The organism is Streptomyces caeni, from assembly GCF_042678285.1.
Lineage (GTDB): Bacteria > Actinomycetota > Actinomycetes > Streptomycetales > Streptomycetaceae > Streptomyces > Streptomyces caeni.
Window position 1 is genome coordinate 12,627 of sequence record NZ_JBHUDX010000144.1, and the last position, 18,415, is coordinate 31,041.

General features: G+C 72.5%; 12 protein-coding genes and 2 pseudogenes. 8 read left to right on the forward strand and 6 right to left on the reverse strand.

Translation table 11 applies throughout. The features are described 5' to 3' along the window. Positions 1–218: 218 nt before the first annotated feature. Positions 219–1,613: an APC family permease gene (locus ACFSL4_RS36535; RefSeq protein ID WP_381092386.1), complete on the reverse strand. Its 1,395-nt coding sequence runs from the start codon at positions 1,611–1,613 to the stop codon at positions 219–221. A 207-nt stretch (positions 1,614–1,820) separates the two neighbouring features. On the opposite strand from ACFSL4_RS36535, the pseudogene ACFSL4_RS36540 reads away from it, so the two are divergent. Beyond that, positions 1,821–2,598: pseudogene (locus ACFSL4_RS36540) on the forward strand (NAD(P)/FAD-dependent oxidoreductase); the annotation flags it as partial. Here the strand turns inward: ACFSL4_RS36540 and ACFSL4_RS36545 are convergent. Together ACFSL4_RS36545 and ACFSL4_RS36550 are read right to left on the reverse strand one after the other, a co-directional pair. Beyond that, a complete protein-coding gene (locus ACFSL4_RS36545) occupies positions 2,588–3,295 on the reverse strand; it encodes a GntR family transcriptional regulator (RefSeq protein WP_381092388.1) in 708 nt (235 codons plus the stop codon). The pseudogene ACFSL4_RS36540 and the gene ACFSL4_RS36545 overlap by 11 nt on opposite strands. 107 nt (positions 3,296–3,402) lie before the next feature. Next, positions 3,403–4,503 (reverse strand): annotated as a pseudogene (locus ACFSL4_RS36550) (M24B family metallopeptidase); the annotation flags it as partial. A gap of 277 nt (positions 4,504–4,780) precedes the next feature. Here ACFSL4_RS36550 and ACFSL4_RS36555 point away from each other — a divergent pair. Continuing rightward, complete coding sequence (locus ACFSL4_RS36555) at positions 4,781–6,961, forward strand: DEAD/DEAH box helicase (RefSeq protein WP_381092390.1); 2,181 nt, start codon at positions 4,781–4,783, stop codon at positions 6,959–6,961. A gap of 191 nt (positions 6,962–7,152) precedes the next feature. On the opposite strand, the gene ACFSL4_RS36560 is transcribed toward ACFSL4_RS36555, so the two are convergent. Then, complete coding sequence (locus ACFSL4_RS36560) at positions 7,153–7,365, reverse strand: YgaP family membrane protein (protein ID WP_381092392.1); 213 nt, start codon at positions 7,363–7,365, stop codon at positions 7,153–7,155. Between the two features lie 226 nt (positions 7,366–7,591). On the opposite strand from ACFSL4_RS36560, the gene ACFSL4_RS36565 reads away from it, so the two are divergent. From ACFSL4_RS36565 to ACFSL4_RS36580, 4 genes are all read left to right on the forward strand, one after another. Further along, positions 7,592–9,967, forward strand: a complete 2,376-nt coding sequence (locus tag ACFSL4_RS36565; RefSeq protein ID WP_381092394.1) for an ATP-binding SpoIIE family protein phosphatase — start codon at positions 7,592–7,594, stop codon at positions 9,965–9,967. Positions 9,968–10,106: 139 nt separating this feature from the next. Next, positions 10,107–10,475, forward strand: coding sequence for a hypothetical protein (locus tag ACFSL4_RS36570; RefSeq protein ID WP_381092396.1), 369 nt, complete (start codon positions 10,107–10,109; stop codon positions 10,473–10,475). 9 nt (positions 10,476–10,484) lie between these two features. Next, positions 10,485–13,244: a SpoIIE family protein phosphatase gene (locus ACFSL4_RS36575; protein ID WP_381092398.1), complete on the forward strand. Its 2,760-nt coding sequence runs from the start codon at positions 10,485–10,487 to the stop codon at positions 13,242–13,244. Between the two features lie 197 nt (positions 13,245–13,441). Beyond that, a complete protein-coding gene (locus tag ACFSL4_RS36580; RefSeq protein ID WP_381092400.1) occupies positions 13,442–14,581 on the forward strand; it encodes an ABC transporter substrate-binding protein in 1,140 nt (379 codons plus the stop codon). A gap of 7 nt (positions 14,582–14,588) precedes the next feature. Here ACFSL4_RS36580 and ACFSL4_RS36585 read toward each other — a convergent pair whose 3' ends face one another. Both ACFSL4_RS36585 and ACFSL4_RS36590 read right to left on the reverse strand, forming a co-directional pair. After that, positions 14,589–15,794, reverse strand: coding sequence for an XdhC family protein (locus ACFSL4_RS36585; RefSeq protein ID WP_381092402.1), 1,206 nt, complete (start codon positions 15,792–15,794; stop codon positions 14,589–14,591). A gap of 372 nt (positions 15,795–16,166) precedes the next feature. Further along, positions 16,167–16,991, reverse strand: a complete 825-nt coding sequence (locus ACFSL4_RS36590; RefSeq protein WP_381092404.1) for a type 1 glutamine amidotransferase domain-containing protein — start codon at positions 16,989–16,991, stop codon at positions 16,167–16,169. A gap of 294 nt (positions 16,992–17,285) precedes the next feature. Between ACFSL4_RS36590 and ACFSL4_RS36595 the strand changes: the two genes are divergently transcribed. Together ACFSL4_RS36595 and ACFSL4_RS36600 are read left to right on the forward strand one after the other, a co-directional pair. Further along, positions 17,286–17,552 (forward strand): UBP-type zinc finger domain-containing protein, encoded by a 267-nt coding sequence (locus tag ACFSL4_RS36595; protein ID WP_381092406.1) that lies wholly within the window; start codon positions 17,286–17,288, stop codon positions 17,550–17,552. After that, positions 17,549–18,376: a response regulator gene (locus tag ACFSL4_RS36600; RefSeq protein WP_381092408.1), complete on the forward strand. Its 828-nt coding sequence runs from the start codon at positions 17,549–17,551 to the stop codon at positions 18,374–18,376. Before ACFSL4_RS36595 ends, ACFSL4_RS36600 begins: the two co-directional genes overlap by 4 nt. The last annotated feature ends 39 nt before the right edge of the window (positions 18,377–18,415 follow it).

Below are 18,415 nucleotides of genomic sequence, written 5' to 3' on the forward strand. Positions count from 1 at the left end.
CTGCCCGGAAACGTCGCGGGATGCGGTGCGGCCGGATCGCGCGGCGGTTCCGCTGCCATTGTGAGGCAGTCGGCGGGTATCTCTCGCGGACCTTTGCCGCCCGCCGGGCCGAGAGGGCCCGACATGCGCCAGGGTCCCGTCGGCCACCACCGTGTGCGGCACGCCGCCTTCCCGGTCCTCGTCGTCCGCGCCGACGGCCGCTGACTTCTTTGCGGGGGTCAGCCCGCTTCGGCGCGCGCCTCGACGTCCTCGATGCCCGATGGGCGTCCCGCGCGCGTCCACCGCGCGTACAGGCCGGCCGCGATGAGCAGGGTCGCCGCCAGGGACAGTACCGGCCAGCCGCGCAGCAGGTTCACCGCGAGGGTGAAGGCGACGGCCGCGGCGGCCAGGCCGTTGACCCAGGCGAGGGCCGTCCGCTTCTCGCGGCGGGCGAAGCGGGCCATGGCGATGAGGCCGACCAGGAAGCTGACGAAGACGGCGACCGCGTAGAACAGGACGAGTTCCTGCTCCTGGCCCGCCGCGGCCACGATGATCAGTGCGGCGGCGGCCAGGTAGACGACCACCGACCAGTACGGGGTGTGGTGCCGGTTGGTGCGGCCGAGTACCGGCTGCAGCACGCCGGGACGGTCGGTCGTTCCCGCCAGTGCCTTCAGCAGTCCGGGCCCGGCCTGGAAGGAGGAACTGGCCGCGGCGAGCAGCAGCAGCGAGCTGGTCAGCTGGAAGGCGCCGTAGAGCCAACCCGGTCCGGCGGCGGCGTGCGCGATGTCGGCGATCTGGGTGGAATCGGCGCCCGGGACGCCGATGCGCAGCTGGACGGCCAGGGCGGTCAGGGACAGGGTCAGGCCTCCGACGATGACCAGCAGCAGCGCGAGAGTGCCGCGGCCGAAGCGGCGGCGGTGGGTGTCGTCGAGCTGGCCGAGCTGGGCGATCGCGGTCGACGGCGCCTCGATTCCGGTGGCCAGAGCCATGGCGACCGGGAAGGCCAGGACCACCGCGAGAACGGCGGAGCGGCCGGGGTCGGCCGTGGCCGCGGCGTGCCCGCTCGTGTGGGGTGACGCGAAGCCCAGGATGAGAACGGACACGGAGATGAGTACGAAGGCCACGGTCATGACGGCGAACAGCAGCCGTCCGCCGTGCCCGAACCAGGTCAGCCCCGCGACCACCAGGAGCAGCAGGAGCGCAAGCGGGACGCGCACCGGGGCCAGCCCCGGGAAGAGGGCGATGACCGCGCTGGCCGCGGCCGCGATCGAGATGCCGATGGTCAGCACGAAGTCGACGACCAGCGCGCCGATGGGCAGGAACGTCCAGCGGGCGCCGAAGGCCCGCCCGGCCGCGGCTGCCGCGCCGCCGCCCCTGGGGAAGAGCCGTACGAGCTGCCAGTAGTTGGCGGTCACGACCACGACGAGTCCGATGACCAGGCTCATCGTCGGCAGCAGCAGCGCCAGGTCGCCGTGCAGGGCGCGCAGCGCGGCCTCGATCGCGTACGCCACGGAGGAGACCGGGTCCGCGATCACCGCGAAGGCGAACGCGAAGAAGAGAACGGGACGGCGCGGGCCACGCACGGTACCCGGCTGAGCTGCGGCTGCGGAGGCAGCCGTCTTGGAGGGGGGCACGTGAAGACCTTCCTGGGACGCCCTGGCGGACGGATTCGTCGAGGACACTTCGCCGACCAGGCTTCCCGGCACACCGTCACCAACGCTACGTCAAGCACCGGCGGTGAGGTGTTAGGGGGGCGTCAAGATCTTGCCTCCGCGTCACCGAGGCGGCCGGCCCCGGGGTGCCGGCCTCCGGGATCGCGCACTCCCCGCGGTGTCCAACCGGTCGGCCATGTGCAGGACCTCGAACCCCACCTGGCTCCCGGGATTCCCGGCGGCGTCCACTATCCGCAGGATGCCCAGGTGCAGCCGGTCCTTGCGGCGGCCGCGCTGCTGCGCGCCGCCGTGCGGCGCGGCGCGCGCTTCCACGAGGGTGAAGGTCGCCGCCGTGGTGACGGGCCGGGACGGCCGGGTCACCGGCATCCGGACGACGGCCCGCGCCGTCCTGCCCGCCGATGCCGTCGTCAATGCCGCCGGGACATGGGGAGGTGAGGTCGGCCGCCGCCTCGGTGCGCCCATCGAGGTGCTGCCACGCCGTGGCTTCGTGCTGGTGACCGAACCGCTGCTGCCGATGGTCCGGCACAAGGTCTGCTCCGCCGACTACGTCGCCAATGTCGCCTCGTCCGACGCCGGACTGGAGACCTCGTGCGTCGTCGAGGGCACACGCGGCGGCACGCTCCTCATCGGCGCCAGCCGGGAACGCGTCGGCTTCGACACGACGATGAGCACCGCCGTGGTCGCCAGGCTCGCTGCACAGGCGTGCCGGTCCCGGCAGGTCTCCCCGCCCCGAGGCACCAACCGCTACGGTCTGTGCAATGTCACGCATTACAAATGCGTGGTTATGTCATCTCTGTTACCCGGCTGTGTCCCGCCCCGTGTGCCGTCGGCCGGAAACTCGGGCCGGCGTCTGTCGAGATTCCAGGTGTGCGGCGGATCGGGCCTTGAAGAGGCGGTCGCCGGGCGGCGCCGGTACTTCCCGGGGGCCGGAGACCCTACCGGCTGACGGGCCGGAGGGCCGGCCCGTGGTCCTGGGCGTCCTCCGGGCCGTCCGCCCACAGGGTGCGGACGTGTGAGAGATGGCGGCGCATGCAGTTCTCCGCCTCCTGAACCTGGCCGGCCGCCATCAGGTCGAGGAGTTCGACGTGCTCCTTGGCGGACGCGACCAGACGTCCCGTCTCGTTCAGGCTGCCCAGCCCGAACAGGCGTGACCGCTTGCGCAGGTCGGACACCACCGCCACGAGATGGTGGTTGCCGGCCAGGGCCAGCAGCTCCAGATGGAACCGGTGATCGGCTTCGAGGTACTTGAGAACGTCGTGTTCCTGGGCGGCCGTGACGATCTGCTGCGCCAGCGGACGCAGAGCCTCCAACTGCTCGGCGCTCGCCGTCGCGGCGATGCGGCCCACGGTGGGGACCTCGATCAGGGTGCGGATCTCGGTGAAGTCGTCCAGGTCCTGGTCGGTCATCTCCGTGATGCGGAACCCCTTGTTGCGCACCGCTTCGACCAAGCCCTCCCTGGCCAGGTCCAGCATGGCCTCGCGCACCGGGGTGGCGGAAACGCCGAGTTCCGCCGCCAGGGTGGGGGCGGAGTAGATGACACCCGGGCGAAGCTCGCCGGCTATGAGGGCAACGCGGAGCGCATCGGCGACCTGATCGCGCAGATGGGTCTGGACGGAGATCACCTGCGGTTTGAGATGACGCATCTTCGCTCCTCCGTGTGCCCAGCCCAATGACCTATACAATGTCACGTTGTTTTGGCGGATCCGAGGGCGATCAGGCGCCTCCGGCCGTGGTATCGGTTCGACAGACGTCAGCCGCGCAGCCGGGCCGTCCATGCCTCCACATCGTCCGCCTCCCGCGGCAGGCCGGCCGAGAGGTTCTCGTTGCCTTCCCCGGTCACCAGGGTGTCGTCCTCGATCCGTACGCCGATGCCGCGGTACTCCTCGGGAACGGTCAGGTCGTCCGGCTGGAAGCAGATGCCCGGCTCGACGGTGAGCACCATGCCCGGCTCCAGTGCGCCGTCCACATACGTCGCGGTCGGGGCCTTGGCGCAGTCGTGGACGTCCAGGCCGAGCATGTGACCGGTGCCGGCGAGGGTCCAGCGGCGCTGCAGTCCGAGTTCATGGGCCTCGTCCGCCGGCCGGTCCCCGAACAGGCCCCAGGCGGCCAGGTGCTCGGCCAGGACCCGTTGAGCGGCATCGTGGAAGTCACGGTACGCGGCACCCGGCTTGACCGCGGCGATGCCGGCCTCCTGTGCCGCGTACACCGCTTGGTAGACCTTGCGCTGGATCGGGGTGAAGCGGCCGTCGACGGGCAGAGTGCGCGTGACGTCGGCGGTGTAGAGGTTGCGGGTCTCCACCCCGGCGTCGAGCAGCAGGAGGTCACCCGGACGGGCCTGGCCGTCGTTGCGGACCCAGTGCAGGGTCGTGGCGTGAGATCCCGCCGCGCAGATCGACGCATAGCCGACGTCATTGCCCTCGATCCGTGCGCGCGTCCAGAACGTCCCCTCGATGAGGCGCTCGGAAGTCGGTGCGGCGGTGCCGAGGCAGCGGACGACGTCCTCGAAGCCGCGGACGGTGACATCGCAGGCGAAGCGGAGATCGGCGATCTCGAACTCGTCCTTGACCAGGCGCATCTCGGCAAGGGCCGCGCGGAACTCCTCGTCGCGCTCGGCCGTCGCCCTCCCGCCGAGAGCGGCGTCGACGCCCGGGTCGTGGCCCCGCAGCAGGCGGACCGGGCCGGTGGCCGCACCGAGCCGGCCGGCGAGAGTGCGGACATCGCGGCAGGGCAGGCCGAGCAACTGCTCTTTCTCAGCAAGGCTGTTGCGGCGCCCGTCCCAGAGCCAGCCGTGGTAGTCGAGCCAGAACTCGCCGTTCTCGCGGTCCGAACGCGGGAGCAGACAGGCGGTCGCCGCCCGGCTCACAACCCGGGGCGGGCGCTGATGCGTTTCCTCTTCACCATACGCGCGCCGTCAACTCCCCGTGCACGGACCGGCGGCAGGACTCGTGGCGGAGGCCACCCGTCGGCTTTGCGAACTATCCTCGACAGGCACCGTGGGCGGCACGACGTGCGTCCACGACGCCGGCGGACTACTGCTCCGCCACGGCCCCGACGCCACCACGCTCGGCCGGGCCACACCGGTCGGTGGGGGGACCGGAGGACGCGGGGCACGATGAGAGGGGGGCCGGATGGGGCGCAGTGAGCGGGACGCGGTCGCGAGAGGAGCGCGACTGCATGAGGCGGCACGGTCGCTGGTCGCCGACCACGACAGGGCTGTCGAAGCGGTACGGGCGGCACTGAAGCCGATTCACGACGCGGCGGTGGAGCAGGCGCTCGCCGCTGTTCCCGTGGCCCGGCTTCAGGACGTCACCAGCGGACGGCTGCGGCTGGGGAACGTCGAGAAGAGCGGACTGCGCACGGTCAGGGAGGTGCTCGAAGCCGGTCCCTACCGGTTGCGGCAGATCCCCGGAGTGGGGCAGCGGACGGCTGACCAGATCATCGCCGCCGCACGCCGGCTGTCCGAGGCCGCAGGCGAGACCGTCGCGGTGCACATCGATGTGGACAGGCCGGAGCCACAGACGACGGCGCTCGTCATGGCTCTGCACGTACTGGCGGAAGCCGGGCCGGACGCCCGGCGCGCAGTGGAGACGGCCGGCGCCCTGTCCAAGCGGCTGGGCCCGCTGCTGGCCGAGGCCAAGCCTGTCGCCGGGCGCCTGCGGATGCTGCTGGCCGGACGGGCCGGGAGGACCCGCGCGCTGGAGGCCGTCGACGGGATCCGTGCGGTGACCGACGAGGCGGCCCGCGCAGGCACCGCCGAGTCGCTCGCCCAGGCGTCGGTGGACCTGCTGCGCGGGCCTTCGACCGACGTCGCGGCCTGGGCCGACTTCGAACTGCGCTCCGCCGAGTACTACGGCCTGCTCGCCGAGGTCTCCCGCCGGGCTCCTGACACGGCCGCCGCCGAGGGATTCCTGCCCGACGACATCGCCGAACGCGTGCGGGGGCAGCACCTCGACGACTCCCGTTGCCGGGTCTCACTGCGCGGGTATCAGGCGTTCGGCGCTCGCTTCGCCCTCGCTCAGCGCAGGGTGATCCTCGGTGACGAGATGGGGCTCGGCAAGACCATCCAGGCCATCGCCGCTCTGACGCATCTGTCCGCCGAGGGGCACAGCCACTTCATGGTCGTCTGCCCGGCGAGCGTCCTGGTGAACTGGACGCGGGAGATCGAGGCCCGCAGCGCACTGTGCGTCACACCCCTGCACGGACCGGGCCGGCAGGACGCGTTCGCCGACTGGAAGGGGCGGGGCGGCGTCGCCGTGACCACCTTCGACGCCCTGCGCGGATTTCCGGGCCCGGGCAGGGAAGAGGTCGGAATGCTGGTCGTCGACGAGGCGCACTGGGTGAAGAATCCCAAGGCCCTGCGGTCCCAGGCGGTCATCCGGTGGGCCGGGCAGTGCGAACGGGTCCTCTTCATGACCGGCACACCGATGGAGAACCGTGTCGCCGAGTTCCGCAGCCTGGTCCGGATGCTCGATTCCGGCGTGGCGGAACGTCTCGGCGGCCCTGACCGACCGGCCGGGTCCGTTGGCTTCCGGAAGGCGGTCGCCCCCGTCTATCTGCGCCGCAATCAGGCGGACGTGCTGACCGAGCTGCCCAGCCTCCAGCACACGGACGAGTGGGAGGAGCTGAGCGCCTCGGACGAGGCGGCCTACCGCGAGGCTGTGCGCGCCGGCAATTTCATGGCGATGCGCAGGGCGGCGTACGCGCGCCCCGAGAAGTCCGCCAAGCTCGTCCGGCTGGGCGAAATAGTCCAGGAGGCCGCGGAGAACGGGCTGAAGGTGGTGGTGTTCTCGAACTTCGGGGCCGTCTTGGGGGTGGTGAAGGCTGCCCTCGATGCCGGGGTGCGAGGCGGTGGCCCCGTACTCGGACCCCTCAGCGGGCGCGTACCGCCCGCACGCCGGCAACTGCTCGTCGACGAGTTCGCGGCCGTGTCCGGCCCTGCGGTGCTGCTGGCGCAGATCCAGGCCGCGGGGGTCGGGCTGAACATTCAGGCCGCCTCTGTGGTGATCATCTGCGAGCCCCAGGTCAAGCCGACCATCGAACACCAGGCAGTGGCGCGGGCCCATCGCATGGGGCAGGTCCGGTCGGTGCGGGTGCACCGCCTCCTCGCCGCGGGAGGAGTGGATGAGCGGATGGTGAAGATGCTGGAGAACAAGGCTCGCCTGTTCGACGCCTACGCCCGCCGCAGCGCGGTGGCCGAGGCGACCCCGGACGCCGTCGACGTGTCGGACGCGGAGATGGCCCGCCGCATCGTCGAGGAGGAACAGGCCCGGCTGGGAATGAGCGACGGACAGCCCGCAGAGGTCCAGTAGGGCGCGCGCGGAGACGGCGGTGCACGCCACCTCACCCCGTAGCGCACCGGGCACCGGGGGGCTTGCGGCAAGGCCCGGGGCGTGTTCCCACCACGTTGCCCGGTTTCTCGCGCCGATACCGCCCGACCGCACCCCCAGGACGCCGGACGCCCGGCGTCCTGGGGGTGCGACGCGGCCCGGTGGTGTGGGGCTCAGCGTCCGGCGCGCAGGGCCTTGCCCGAGACGGGCCGGCCCGCCAGCCCGGCGACCAGGCAGACGTCCAGGATGGCCGTCGCCAGCGGAAGCAGGCCCACCACGGCCAGGGCCCACCAGGCCCCGCCCAGCGTGGCGCCGATGACGATGAAGGCCACGCCCAGGATCGCCCGCACGGCGCGTCCGTTCTGGCTGCCGAGGAAATTCAGCATGCTCGTCTCACTCTCTCTGTCACAACGGGCGTCGGATCCCCCTCGGCCCCCGGAAGCACATGGCCGCAGCCGCTCCATCAGCCTCGTGGGACACGGTTCCTCCTCGGCAGGGGTGCACGACAGGGGCCGGACGGCCCCACCTCGGGACGTCGGTCCCGAACGCGCCGGTCGTCGCCCGGCCCGTCTCCTGGTTGATTGCGTACGGGCCTGGGGTGACTCTGGAGTGATGAAGGAGCACCACGTCGCGCCGTTGGCCGTGGTGGACGCGCGGGGATGTGTCGTGGCGTGGAGCGCCGCCGCGGCCCTGCTCGTCGGCCGCGATGCCACGGAGGCCGTCGGCCGCTCGGCCGCCGATCTGCTGGGAGTGCCGGCCGACTGGCCGGCCGGCCCGGACGAGTGGCACGGCAGGGCCGAGGTCCGCAACCGGGACGGCCACCGTCTGCGGGTGCCGGTCGCGGCCTATCGGTGCACGGGCGGCGAGGGCGCCGGACCGCTGTGGCTGCTGCTCCAGGAGCGCGAGGAAGGGCTGGCGGCGGAGCGGGCACTGGCCGGCTGGGTGATGACCGGGTGCCCCGTGGGCGTGACGGTCTACGACACCCACCTGCGTTTCGTGCGGCAGAACGAGACGATGCGGCGCATGACCGGCGTGCCCGACGAGGACCGGATCGGGCGGGCCCCGTCCGCCGTTCTGAGCGGGACCGATGTCGTGGAGTGGGAGGCGCGGATGCGCCGGGTGCTGGAGACGGGGCGGGCGGAGGAGGGCGTCCTCGTCCGCGGGCGCACCAAGGGCGATCCCGATCACGACCGGTGCTTCACCGCCTCCGCCTCGCCGCTGCGCGACCGGGCCGGCGGGGTGATCGGCCTGTGCGCCACGGTGATCGACTCGACCGAGCAGTACGGCGCCCGGGAGCGGCTGGCCCTGCTGAACGAGGCCAGCACCTGCATCGGCAGCACCTTGGACGTGATGCGCACCGGACAGGAACTGGCCGATCTGGCGGTGCCCCGGCTCGCCGACTTCGTGAGCGTCGATCTGGTGGAGGCGTTGCTCAGCGGCGAGGAGCCGCCGCCGGGACCGGTCACCGGGGCCGTGCTGCGCCGGGTGGCGCACCGCTCCGTCCGGAAGGGCGAGCCGGAGGCCGTGGTCAGGGTCGGCGACGTCGACGTCGTCACGGCGAACTCGGCGCAGGCCCGCTGCCTGGCGACGGGGCGTTCCGGGCTGTACCGGACCATGCCCGAGGCGAGATTCTGGGTGGCCGAGGACCCCGAGCGCCTCGCCAGGGCGTTGGAGTACGGGTTCCACTCCTGGATCGTGGTCCCGGTGAACGCCCGGGGCACGACGCTGGGCGTGGTGGTCTTCATCCGCTCCCGGCACCCCGAGCCCTTCGAGGACGAGGATCTGTCCCTCGCCGAGGACCTGGTCGCCCGGGCCGCCGTCTGCCTGGACAACGCCCGGCGCTTCACCCGCGAGCACACGGCGGCCCTGACGCTGCAGCGCAATCTGCTGCCCCAGCGGTTGCCGGACCAGTCCGCGGTGCGGGCGGCCTTCCGCTACCTTCCGGGCGCCCCGGCGCTCGGTGTGGGCGGCGACTGGTTCGACGTGATACCGCTGTCCGGTGCGCGGGTGGCGCTCGTCGTGGGCGACGTGGTCGGCCACGGTCTCCAGGCATCGGCGACGATGGGCCGGTTGCGCACCGCGGTGCGGACCCTCGCGGACGTCGACGTGGCTCCGGACGAGCTCCTCACCCGGCTCGACGACCTCGTCATCAGGCTGGCCCACGAGTCGGAGCCCGGCGCGGAGGCGATCGCGCCGGGCGACATCGGGGCCACCTGCCTGTACGCCGTCTACGACCCGGCGACGGGCCTGTGCTGTCTCGCCCGCGCCGGGCACCCGCCCCCCGCGGTGGTGTGGCCGGACGGGACGGCGGACTTCCTGGAACTGCCGGCCGGCCCTCCGCTGGGGCTGGGCGGACTGCCGTTCGAGTCGCTCGAGGTCGAGCTGCCGGAGGGCAGCCTCCTCGCGCTCTACACCGACGGCCTGGTCCAGTCCCGGCAGCACGACGTGGGCGTGGGCCTCGAACGGCTCCTGCTGGAACTGACGGGCGCAGAGGCATCGCCGGACGCCCTGAGCGACCGGGTGGTCGAGGCGCTGCTCCCCGGCCACGCCGACCAACCGGCCGACGACGCCGCCCTGTTGCTGGCCCGGGTCCGCCGTCTCGACGCCGACCAGGTCGTCACCTGGGACGTGCCCGCCGTCCCCGAGGCGGTGTCCGGGGTCCGTGCGCAGGTGGTCCGCCGACTGTGTCAGTGGGGACTGGAGGGAGCGTCGTTCGTCACCGAGTTGGTGGTCAGCGAGCTGGTCACCAACGCCGTCCGCTACGGCTGCCCCCCGATCCGGCTGCGGCTCATCCGTGACCGGACGCTGATCTGCGAGGTGTTCGACGGCTGCGGCACCGCGCCGCATCTGCGCCGGGCCCGGGTGTTCGACGAGGGGGGCCGCGGCCTGCTGCTCGTCGCACAGCTCACCCAGCGCTGGGGCACCCGGCAGACTTTGAGCGGCAAGGTCATCTGGTGCGAGCAGGCGCTCCCCGGCCCCTCGGCGTGAGCCCGCGAGCTGACGTGCCGTCAGTCCGGTTTGCCGTGACGTCAGTCCGGTCGGCCGTGACGCTCGCCTCCTGCCGTCCGCCGGCGACGCGACGACCACCCGGGTCGGCGAGCGCTTCCTGCTCTCCCTGCGGTCGGACGTGTTCCGGCGCGTCCGGGGCCTCCCACCCGGCTTCTTCGGGAGGCGGGACGCCACCGAGATCCTGGTGCTGGATTACGGCCGGGTCGTGGAGCGCGGAACACGCGACGACCTGCTCGCGCGGGGCGCCGCCTGCGCCCGGCTGCACGCCGTCACGGTCCGGACACCCGCGGTGGAGGCCGTCCCGTGGGCCGCTCGCGCCCGACGGCGGCTTCGTTCGAGCCCCCGCCCCCGTGGTCGGCCCCCGTCCCCGGCTGCGAAGTCCTGGCACCTCGCGCGGGCCGGCTGGCTCGACCTGTACGACGGTGAGCCTCCCGAACGCCGCGGGCCGGCCGTGGCCGTCTCGTGGTCGGCGTTCCAGAAGCGATAGAAATAGAACATGAAGGGAGTTTCAGGTCGATTCGCGCGCTCGGTGCCCGATGCGCCCGGGGAGACCCGGTGGCGCCTGCGCTCCCTGCTGAGCGTGCGCTCCCTCGCCGGCCAGGTCTTCCTGCTGCAGCTGGCGGTCGTGGCGCTGATCGTCGCCGCGGCGCTGGTGGCTCTCGTGGTGCAGGCCCGGCGCGACACCATGGCGGACGCCCGCAGCAGGACGCTCGCCGCGGCGGAGACGTTCGCGAACGCCCCGGGGGTCCTGCCGGCACTGCGCGGCCCCGATCCGAGCGCGGTGCTGCAGCCGCACGCGGAGGCGGCCCGGAAGGCCGCGGGCGTCGACGCCATCATCGTGTACGGGCTGGACGGGATCACCCTGACCCACAGCGACCCGCGGCAGATCGGCAAGCATGTCATCGGCCCCTACGCGGAGGCGGCGGCAGGCAAGGCGTTCACCAGGACCTTCAGAGGGACCCTGGGGCTGTCCGTGGTCTCGGCGGTCCCCGTCAAGGACGGTGACGGCTCGGTTGTCGCCGTCGTCACCGCCCCCGTCCGGGTCGAGAGGGTGCAGCACCGGCTGGAGCATCAGCTGCCCGTCCTGTTCGGCGGCGCGGCCGGGGCGCTCGTCATCGCCGCGGGCGGGGCCGGTCTGGTGAGCCGCCGGTTGCGGCGGCAGACCCATGGTCTGGGCCCAGCCGAGATGACCCGGATGTACGAGCACCACGACGCGGTTCTGCACGCCGTGCGCGAAGGGGTGCTGATCGTCGGCGGCGACGGCCGGCTGCTGCTGGCCAACGACGAGGCGCGACGGCTGCTGGACCTGCCGGCGGACGCGGAGCACCGCCATGTCACCGCTCTGGGGCTGGAGGACGCCCTCGCCGGGCTGCTGGCCTCCGGCAGCCCGGCCACGGACGAGGTCCACCTGGCGGGCGACCGGCTCCTGGCGGTCAACAAGCGGCTCACCGCACCGCACGGGCCCGGCGGCAGCGTGGTGACGCTACGGGACACCACCGAGCTGCTGGCCCTTTCCGGCCGGGCCGAGGGAGCGCGGGAGCGGCTGAAACTGCTCTACGACGCCGGGGTGCGGATCGGCACCACGCTGGATGTGCGTCGCACGGCCGGGGAACTGGCGGAGGTGGCGGTGCCCCGGTTCGCCGATGTCGTCACCGTCGAGCTGCTGGACCCGGTGCTGCACGGTGAGGAGTCCCTCGGCGCGACCGCCGGGATGCGCCTGGCCGCCCTCGCCGGTCCCGGCGAGGGCCCGCTCCTCCACCCGGTCGGCGAGCTGATCCGCTCCGTCACCCCCCACCCCGTCGGTGCGGGGACGGCCGAGGGCGGGGCGGTCCTGGTGAAGGACCTGCGCACAGCCGACGGCCTGGGGGACCAGGACCCCGAACGGGCCCGGCGCATCCTGGACCACGGTTTCCGCTCCCTGCTGGCGGTCCCGCTGCGGGCGCGCGGGGTGATCCTGGGGACGGCGGCCTTCTGGCGGAGGGACCCCTCCCCGCCGTTCGAGGGCGAGGACGTGTCCTTCGCCGAGGAGCTGGCCGCCCGCGCGGCGGTGTGCGTCGACAACGCCCGCCGCTACACCCGCGAACACACCATGGCCGTCACGCTGCAGCACAGCCTGCTGCCGCGCGGGCTGCCCGAGCAGAGCGCCCTGGAGGTGGCCTACCGCTATCTGCCCGCGCAGGCCGGGGTGGGCGGCGACTGGTTCGACGTCATCCCGCTGTCCGGGGTGAGGGTGGCGCTGGTGGTCGGCGACGTGGTCGGTCACGGTCTGCACGCCGCGGCGACCATGGGCCGGCTGCGCACCGCCGTGCACAACTTCGCCTGCCTGGACATGCCGCTGGAGGAGCTGCTGACCCGGCTGGACGAACTGGTGGCCCAGATCGACGCCGACGAGGCCGCCGTGGGAGAGGACGGCCAGGGGATCACCGGCGCCACCTGCCTGTACGCCGTCTACGACCCCACCTCCGGGCGGCTGGCCATCGCCACCGCGGGCCATCCGGGACCGGCGCTGGTCCGTCCCGACGGGACCGTCTACTTCCCCCCGGTGCCCGTGTCCCCGCCCCTGGGACTGGGCATCGGCCTGCCCGTGGAGAGCGCCGAGCTGACCGTGCCCGAGGGCTCCCGGCTGGTGCTGTACACCGACGGCCTGATCGAGGACCGCCACCGCGACCCGGACGCCGGTCTGTCGGCCCTGCGCGATGCCCTGACCGGGCCCTACCGCGCCCCGGAGGCAACGTGCGCGGCGGTGATGGAGGCCATGCTGTCCGACCGGCCCAAGGACGACATCGCGCTGCTGGTGGCCCGCACCCGCCGGCTCGACCCCGCGCAGATCGCCGAGTGGCAGGTGCCCAGGGAGCCCGCGGCGGTGGCCCCGGTGCGCGGGGCCTGCGCCCGCCGGCTGACGGAGTGGGGCCTGGAGCAGAACGCCTTCACCGCCGAACTCATCCTCAGCGAGCTGATCACCAATGCCATCCGCTACGGCGCGGAGCCCATCACGGTGCGGCTGATCCGCGACCGTACGCTGATCTTCGAGGTCTCCGACGGCAGCAGCACCTCCCCGCGGCTGCGCCGGGCGGGCGTCACCGACGAGGGCGGCCGCGGACTCTTCCTGGTCGCCCAGTTCGCCGAACGCTGGGGCACCCGGTACACGCCCAACGGAAAGGTCATCTGGGCCGAGCAGCCCCTCCACGAGGGTGCCGCGCCGTCGGTGGAGGAGCTCGGCGAGATCCTGCTCGGGAGCGACGGCACGGCGCTGTGAAGGGCACATGTGGGGGATCGCGCCGGCAAAGGCGCAGCTCGCGGGCTCCCCTGGGTGGCTCCCGTGATCGGGGCGGGCGGGTACGCTGGCCTCGACGACCACATCGTCGACGCAGGAAGCCCAGGAGGCCAGGAGGCCAGGAGGCACAGCGGAGGGCTGACCGCCCTCCTCCCACCACCCCACTTTCTGGAGTCGTCGTGACCGCACCGCGCGCCCGAGCAGCGGCCGTCGCCGGCTGCCTCGCCCTCACGGCACTGGGCGCGAACGCCTGCGAGAGTCCGTCGCCCGCCAGGCCCGAGAAGCCGTCGGTGGCCACCTCCGCCCGGAACGCGGGCGGCATGGGCGCGCTGACCGCCGCGGCGAAGCGGGAAGGCATGCTCAGGGCGATCGCGCTCCCGCGTGACTGGGCCAACTACGGCGGCCTCATCGACGGCTTCGAGAAGAAGTACGGGATCAAGGTCACGGTCGACGATCCGCTGGCCCACAGCGAGGACGAGCTCGACACCGTGCGCAGGAGCGGGAAGCGGCCCACGGCACCGGACGTGATCGACGTGGGGGACACGTTCGCGCGGGCCGGGGCCCGGCAGAGGCTGCTCGCGCCCTACCGGGTCGCCGCCTTCGACTCCATCCCCGGCGACCAGAAGGACCGGAAGGCCCGCTGGGTCAACAACTACGGGGGCTACATCTCCATCGGCTGCGACGCCAACCGCGTCAAGCCCTGTCCCGAGACCTTCGCCGACCTGCTGAAGCCCGGCTTCAAGGGCAAGGTCGCGCTCGAGGGCGACCCGACCCGGGCGAACTCCGCCTTCGCAGCCGTCTATGCCGCCGCGCTCGCCAACGGCGGGTCCTTCGACGACATCCGGCCCGGTCTCGACTTCTTCGCCGAGCTGAAGAAGCGCGGCAACTTCAACCCCGTCGCCTCCAGCGCCGCGGCGGTCGCGGACGGCCGGACGCCGATCGCCATCAACTGGGACTACCTCAACCTCGGCTACGCCGACCGGCTCCGCGGCAACGGCGTGAACTGGCGCGTGGCGATCCCCTTCGACGGCAGCTTCGCCCAGTACTACGCGCAGGCGGTCAACAAGAACGCCCCCCACCCGGCGGCCGCCCGCCTGTGGCAGGAGTACCTCTTCAGCGTGGAGGGCCAGAACCTCCGGCTGTACGGCTACGCCCGCCCGGTGCTCATGGACGTGATGAAGAGGGACGGCACCCTCGACGAGGCCGCCGCCGCACAGCTGCCGACGGTCGAGGGAACGCCGAGGTTCCCCACGGACGCACAGCTGGAGAAGGCGAAGGAGACGGTCGCCCGGGGATGGGCGAAGGCCGTCTCCGGCTGACGAGGCCTCAGGTCAGGAGACCGGCCGGGAGGCTCGTCGGTGCCGTCGGTGTCGTCGGTGCCGTCTGCGGAGTCGGCCGCGTGGGCGCCGTGCGGTGGATCGGGGCCCCGGTGGCCGACAGCGGGACGCCCGTGCCGCCGTGCCGCACCGCCACGATCTCCGCGGCGATGGAGAGCGCCGTCTCCTGAGGGGTTCTCGCCCCCAGGTCGAGGCCGATGGGGGAGCGTAGCCGGGCGAGGGCCTCGTCGGGGACGCCCGTCTCCCGCAGGCGCGCCAGGCGGTCGCGATGGGTGCGCCGGGAGCCCATGGCGCCGACGTAGCCGACCGGAAGGCGCAGCGCCAGGTCGAGCAGGGGCACGTCGAACTTCGGGTCGTGGGTCAGCACGCACAACGCCGTGCGCCCGTCGAGCCGGCCCGCCCGCGCCTCCGCGTCGAGGTACCGGTGCGGCCAGTCCACCACGGTCTCGTCCGCGTCCGGGAACCGTGCCGCCGTGGTGAACACGGGACGGGCGTCGCACACGGTGACGCGGAAGCCCAGGAACCGTCCGGCGTGCACCAGCGCGGCGGCGAAGTCGACGGCGCCGAAGACGAGCATCCTGGGCGGCGCCGCCGCGGACTCGACGAACAGCGTCACCGGCTCGCCGCACAGCCCGCCCTCGGTGCCCACGCGCACGGTCGCCGTGCGCCCCTGCGCGAGCAGGACCGCCGCCTCGGCCGCGGCCGTGGTGTCGAGCGCGGCGGTGCCCTGCAGGCCGCCCTCGTACGTCCCGTCGGCACGCACGGCCAGAGCACCGCGGCCGAGCAGACCGGCGGGCCCCTCCACGACGCGGACCACCGCCGTGGTGCGTCCGTGCGCCAGGGCGTCCAGCGCGGCCGACAGCGCGGGGCGGGAGGCGTCCGTGCGCCGCACCGGCACGACGAGGACGTCGAGCACACCGCCGCAGGTGAGCCCCACGGCGAAGGCGTCGTCGTCGCTGTAGCCGAAGCGTTGCAGCACCGGCACGCCGGTCTCCAGCACCTCCCGGCACAGGTCGTACACGGCGCCCTCGACGCAGCCGCCCGAGACGCTGCCGAGGGCGGCGCCCGTCTCGTCGACGGCCAGTGCCGCACCGGGGGACCGGGGGGCGCTGCCGGCCACCGCCACCACGGTGGCGAGCGCGAAGTCCCGCTCCCGCAGGCACCACTCGCGCAGTTCGGACGCTATGTCCAGCATGGTTCCACCTGACCTTCGGGTGAGATCCGGACCGGCTGGGGCTCAGCGGGTGAACTCGTGCTGCAGGGGCATCCGGATGACGGCGGTCGAGGCAGGCCCGGTCAGCGGGCCGGTCCGTTCCAGCCGCCCCGGCTGCCGCTCGCGCCCGGCCCGGTGGGCCTCGTCGACCCTTTCCCCGTCGATCGCGCCGACTCCGCCCGCGCCGACCCTGCCGGGTCGGCGCAGCCTCCCGGTGCCGCCGACCCGCTGTCGACGGGGGTCACATGAAGTTCAGGCCGTCCGCCTTGAACTGTTCGATGAGCTTGGTCTTGCCCGGCTCTGCCGTCATGAATTGCCTCCGGATTCCTGCGGACTCTCTGTCATCTCCCGGAATTACCAGCCGTACCGGGTGAGGCCGTTCTCCAGGACCTCCACGATCTTCTGGCCCGTGAGATACGAGTCCGGGGTCGAACGGCCGGTGACGAACGGGTAGTCCACGATCACCGAGAGCGGGTGGCCGAAGTTCCCGTGATAGGCCCCGTCGGGTCCGGTGGCGTCACGGAGGATGTACTCGAGCGGATACGGCGGCGGGCCCATGTTGAAGTCGGTGCCGAGGAATCCGGTGCCGTCCTTGTAGTCGTACTCCTTGCAGTGACCGGTGACGTGCTTGCCCCAGATGATGGACCTGCGGTCGCCCCAGTCGCGGGCGAAGGCGAGGCAGGCGACGCCGTAGCACTCGGCGGCGACCACCTTCCCGGCCTCCTTGAAGGCGAGGACCAGGGCGTGCACGCGCTCGTTGTTGGCGAGGTCGGCGATGGGGCCGCTGCCGCCGACGACCAGGATCGCGTCGTACTCCCGGACGTCCTCGGCGAGCCGGTCGAGGTCGCGGTGGTACTGCTCCAGCTTGCGCAGATAGTCCTCGTCGCTGGTGTAGGGCCGCTCCGGGACCCAGGCCGAGATGTCGACCGCCTTGTCGAGCCGGCCCCCCTCGTCGAACTCGCGGCCCAGCCGGGCGTTCTCGGCGGTGGTGACGCTGCGGCCGAGCGGCGGGTCGACGTAGTTCTCGTCGAGGCTGGGCGGAAGGGCGTGCGCCCGTTTTCCGGTGGGCGTCGCGAAGACGACCTCATAACCCTGTTCATCGAACTCGGACACCGGGCCTATGAGTTCTTCGGCCCAATAACCATGCTCGGAGACAATGACCAGAATCTTCCTGCTCACGGATCCTCCTGGCTGCCTTTGTCGTTTACCCAACCCACACTGCGCGGACCATGGGCCGGGGTCCAAGACAACCGGTGCGACTTCTTGAGGTAGAGATTTCGGCGCGGCCCGGACGTCAGGGAGTCGGCCGGCGACCTCAGGAAGTGGGAAGAGAACTTCAGGAAGTGACGCCGGGACTTCCTGAGGTCCGCAGGCACACGGAAGGGGAGCGTGGCACGCGCACCTAGTGTTGATGTTGTCGCAACCCCCGCCCAACGCAACGAAGTCTTCAGCCCCCGATCAGAAGGACTTCCGATGACCAGCAGGTGTACGCATCTGGAAGGGATGCGCCCGGTGACGGCCGGCACCGAGGGCTGCCAGGAATGCCTGGCCCTCGGCGATGTCTGGGTCCATCTGAGGATGTGCCTCAGCTGCGGACACGTCGGCTGCTGCGACTCCTCCAAGAACCGCCACGCCACGAAGCACTTCCATGCCTCCGGGCACCCGATCGCCGCCTCGCACGAGCCCGGTGAGGCGTGGGCCTGGTGCTACGTGGACCGACTCATGATGGAGCTGGCATGAACTGGGGAAAGCACGGCAGGACGAGCCGCGGCTCGGGCGGGACCGTGACCGCCGAGCGCGGCAGGGACTCCGGGTCCGCCGCGACCCGGCACGCCGCGACGGGCACCGCGGAGGAGAGCCGCAAGCCGGTGATCCTCGCCGTGGACGACGACCCGCAGGTGCTGCGGGCCGTGCGCCGCGACCTTCGCGCGGCCTATGGCGACCGGTACCGGATCCTCGGCGCATCCTCGGCCACCGACGCGCTGAAGATCCTCGACTCACTGGACGAGCGCGGCCACGATCCGGCGCTGTTCCTCGTCGACCAGCGGATGCCGGAGATCACCGGGGTCGAGTTCCTGCTGGAGGCGGTCAGCCGGTTCCCGGACGCCCGGCGGGTCCTGCTCACCGCGTACGCGGAGACCGAGGCGGCGATCACCGCGATCAACCAGGTGCGCCTCGACTACTACCTGATGAAGCCCTGGGACCCGCCGCACGAGCGGCTGTTCCCGGTCCTGGACGACCTGCTGTCGGACTGGCTGGCCAGCTACCGCCCGGCCTACGACGGGATTCTGGTGGCCGGCCACCTGGTGGCTCCGGGCACGCACGCGGTGCGGGACTTCTTCACCCGCAACGGCCAGCCGTTCAAGTTCCTGAACGTGGAGCGCGATCCGGAGGCCCTCCTCCTGCTGGCGGAGCGGCCCGGCGCCGCGCTGCCGCTGGTGCGGTTCCCGGACGGCGTGCTGCTGTCCGCGCCGACCGACGCCGAACTCGTCGAGCACCTCGGGCTGACGACGACCGCGTCACGGCCCCACTACGAGTGCGTCATCGTGGGTCTTCAAAGTTGAGCGGTGTGGAGGTGTCCGCGGGCTCGGCGGGTGGTGACG

Excerpts from the sequence above, each read along its gene's own strand:
- ACFSL4_RS36545 (WP_381092388.1), bottom strand. The coding sequence starts at position 3,295 with ATGCGTCATCTCAAACCGCAGGTGATCTCCGTCCAGACCCATCTGCGC.
- ACFSL4_RS36555 (WP_381092390.1), top strand. The coding sequence starts at position 4,781 with ATGGGGCGCAGTGAGCGGGACGCGGTCGCGAGAGGAGCGCGACTGCAT.
- ACFSL4_RS36560 (WP_381092392.1), bottom strand. The coding sequence starts at position 7,365 with ATGCTGAATTTCCTCGGCAGCCAGAACGGACGCGCCGTGCGGGCGATC.
- ACFSL4_RS36565 (WP_381092394.1), top strand. The coding sequence starts at position 7,592 with ATGAAGGAGCACCACGTCGCGCCGTTGGCCGTGGTGGACGCGCGGGGA.
- ACFSL4_RS36575 (WP_381092398.1), top strand. The coding sequence starts at position 10,485 with ATGAAGGGAGTTTCAGGTCGATTCGCGCGCTCGGTGCCCGATGCGCCC.
- ACFSL4_RS36585 (WP_381092402.1), bottom strand. The coding sequence starts at position 15,794 with ATGCTGGACATAGCGTCCGAACTGCGCGAGTGGTGCCTGCGGGAGCGG.
- ACFSL4_RS36595 (WP_381092406.1), top strand. The coding sequence starts at position 17,286 with ATGACCAGCAGGTGTACGCATCTGGAAGGGATGCGCCCGGTGACGGCC.
- ACFSL4_RS36600 (WP_381092408.1), top strand. The coding sequence starts at position 17,549 with ATGAACTGGGGAAAGCACGGCAGGACGAGCCGCGGCTCGGGCGGGACC.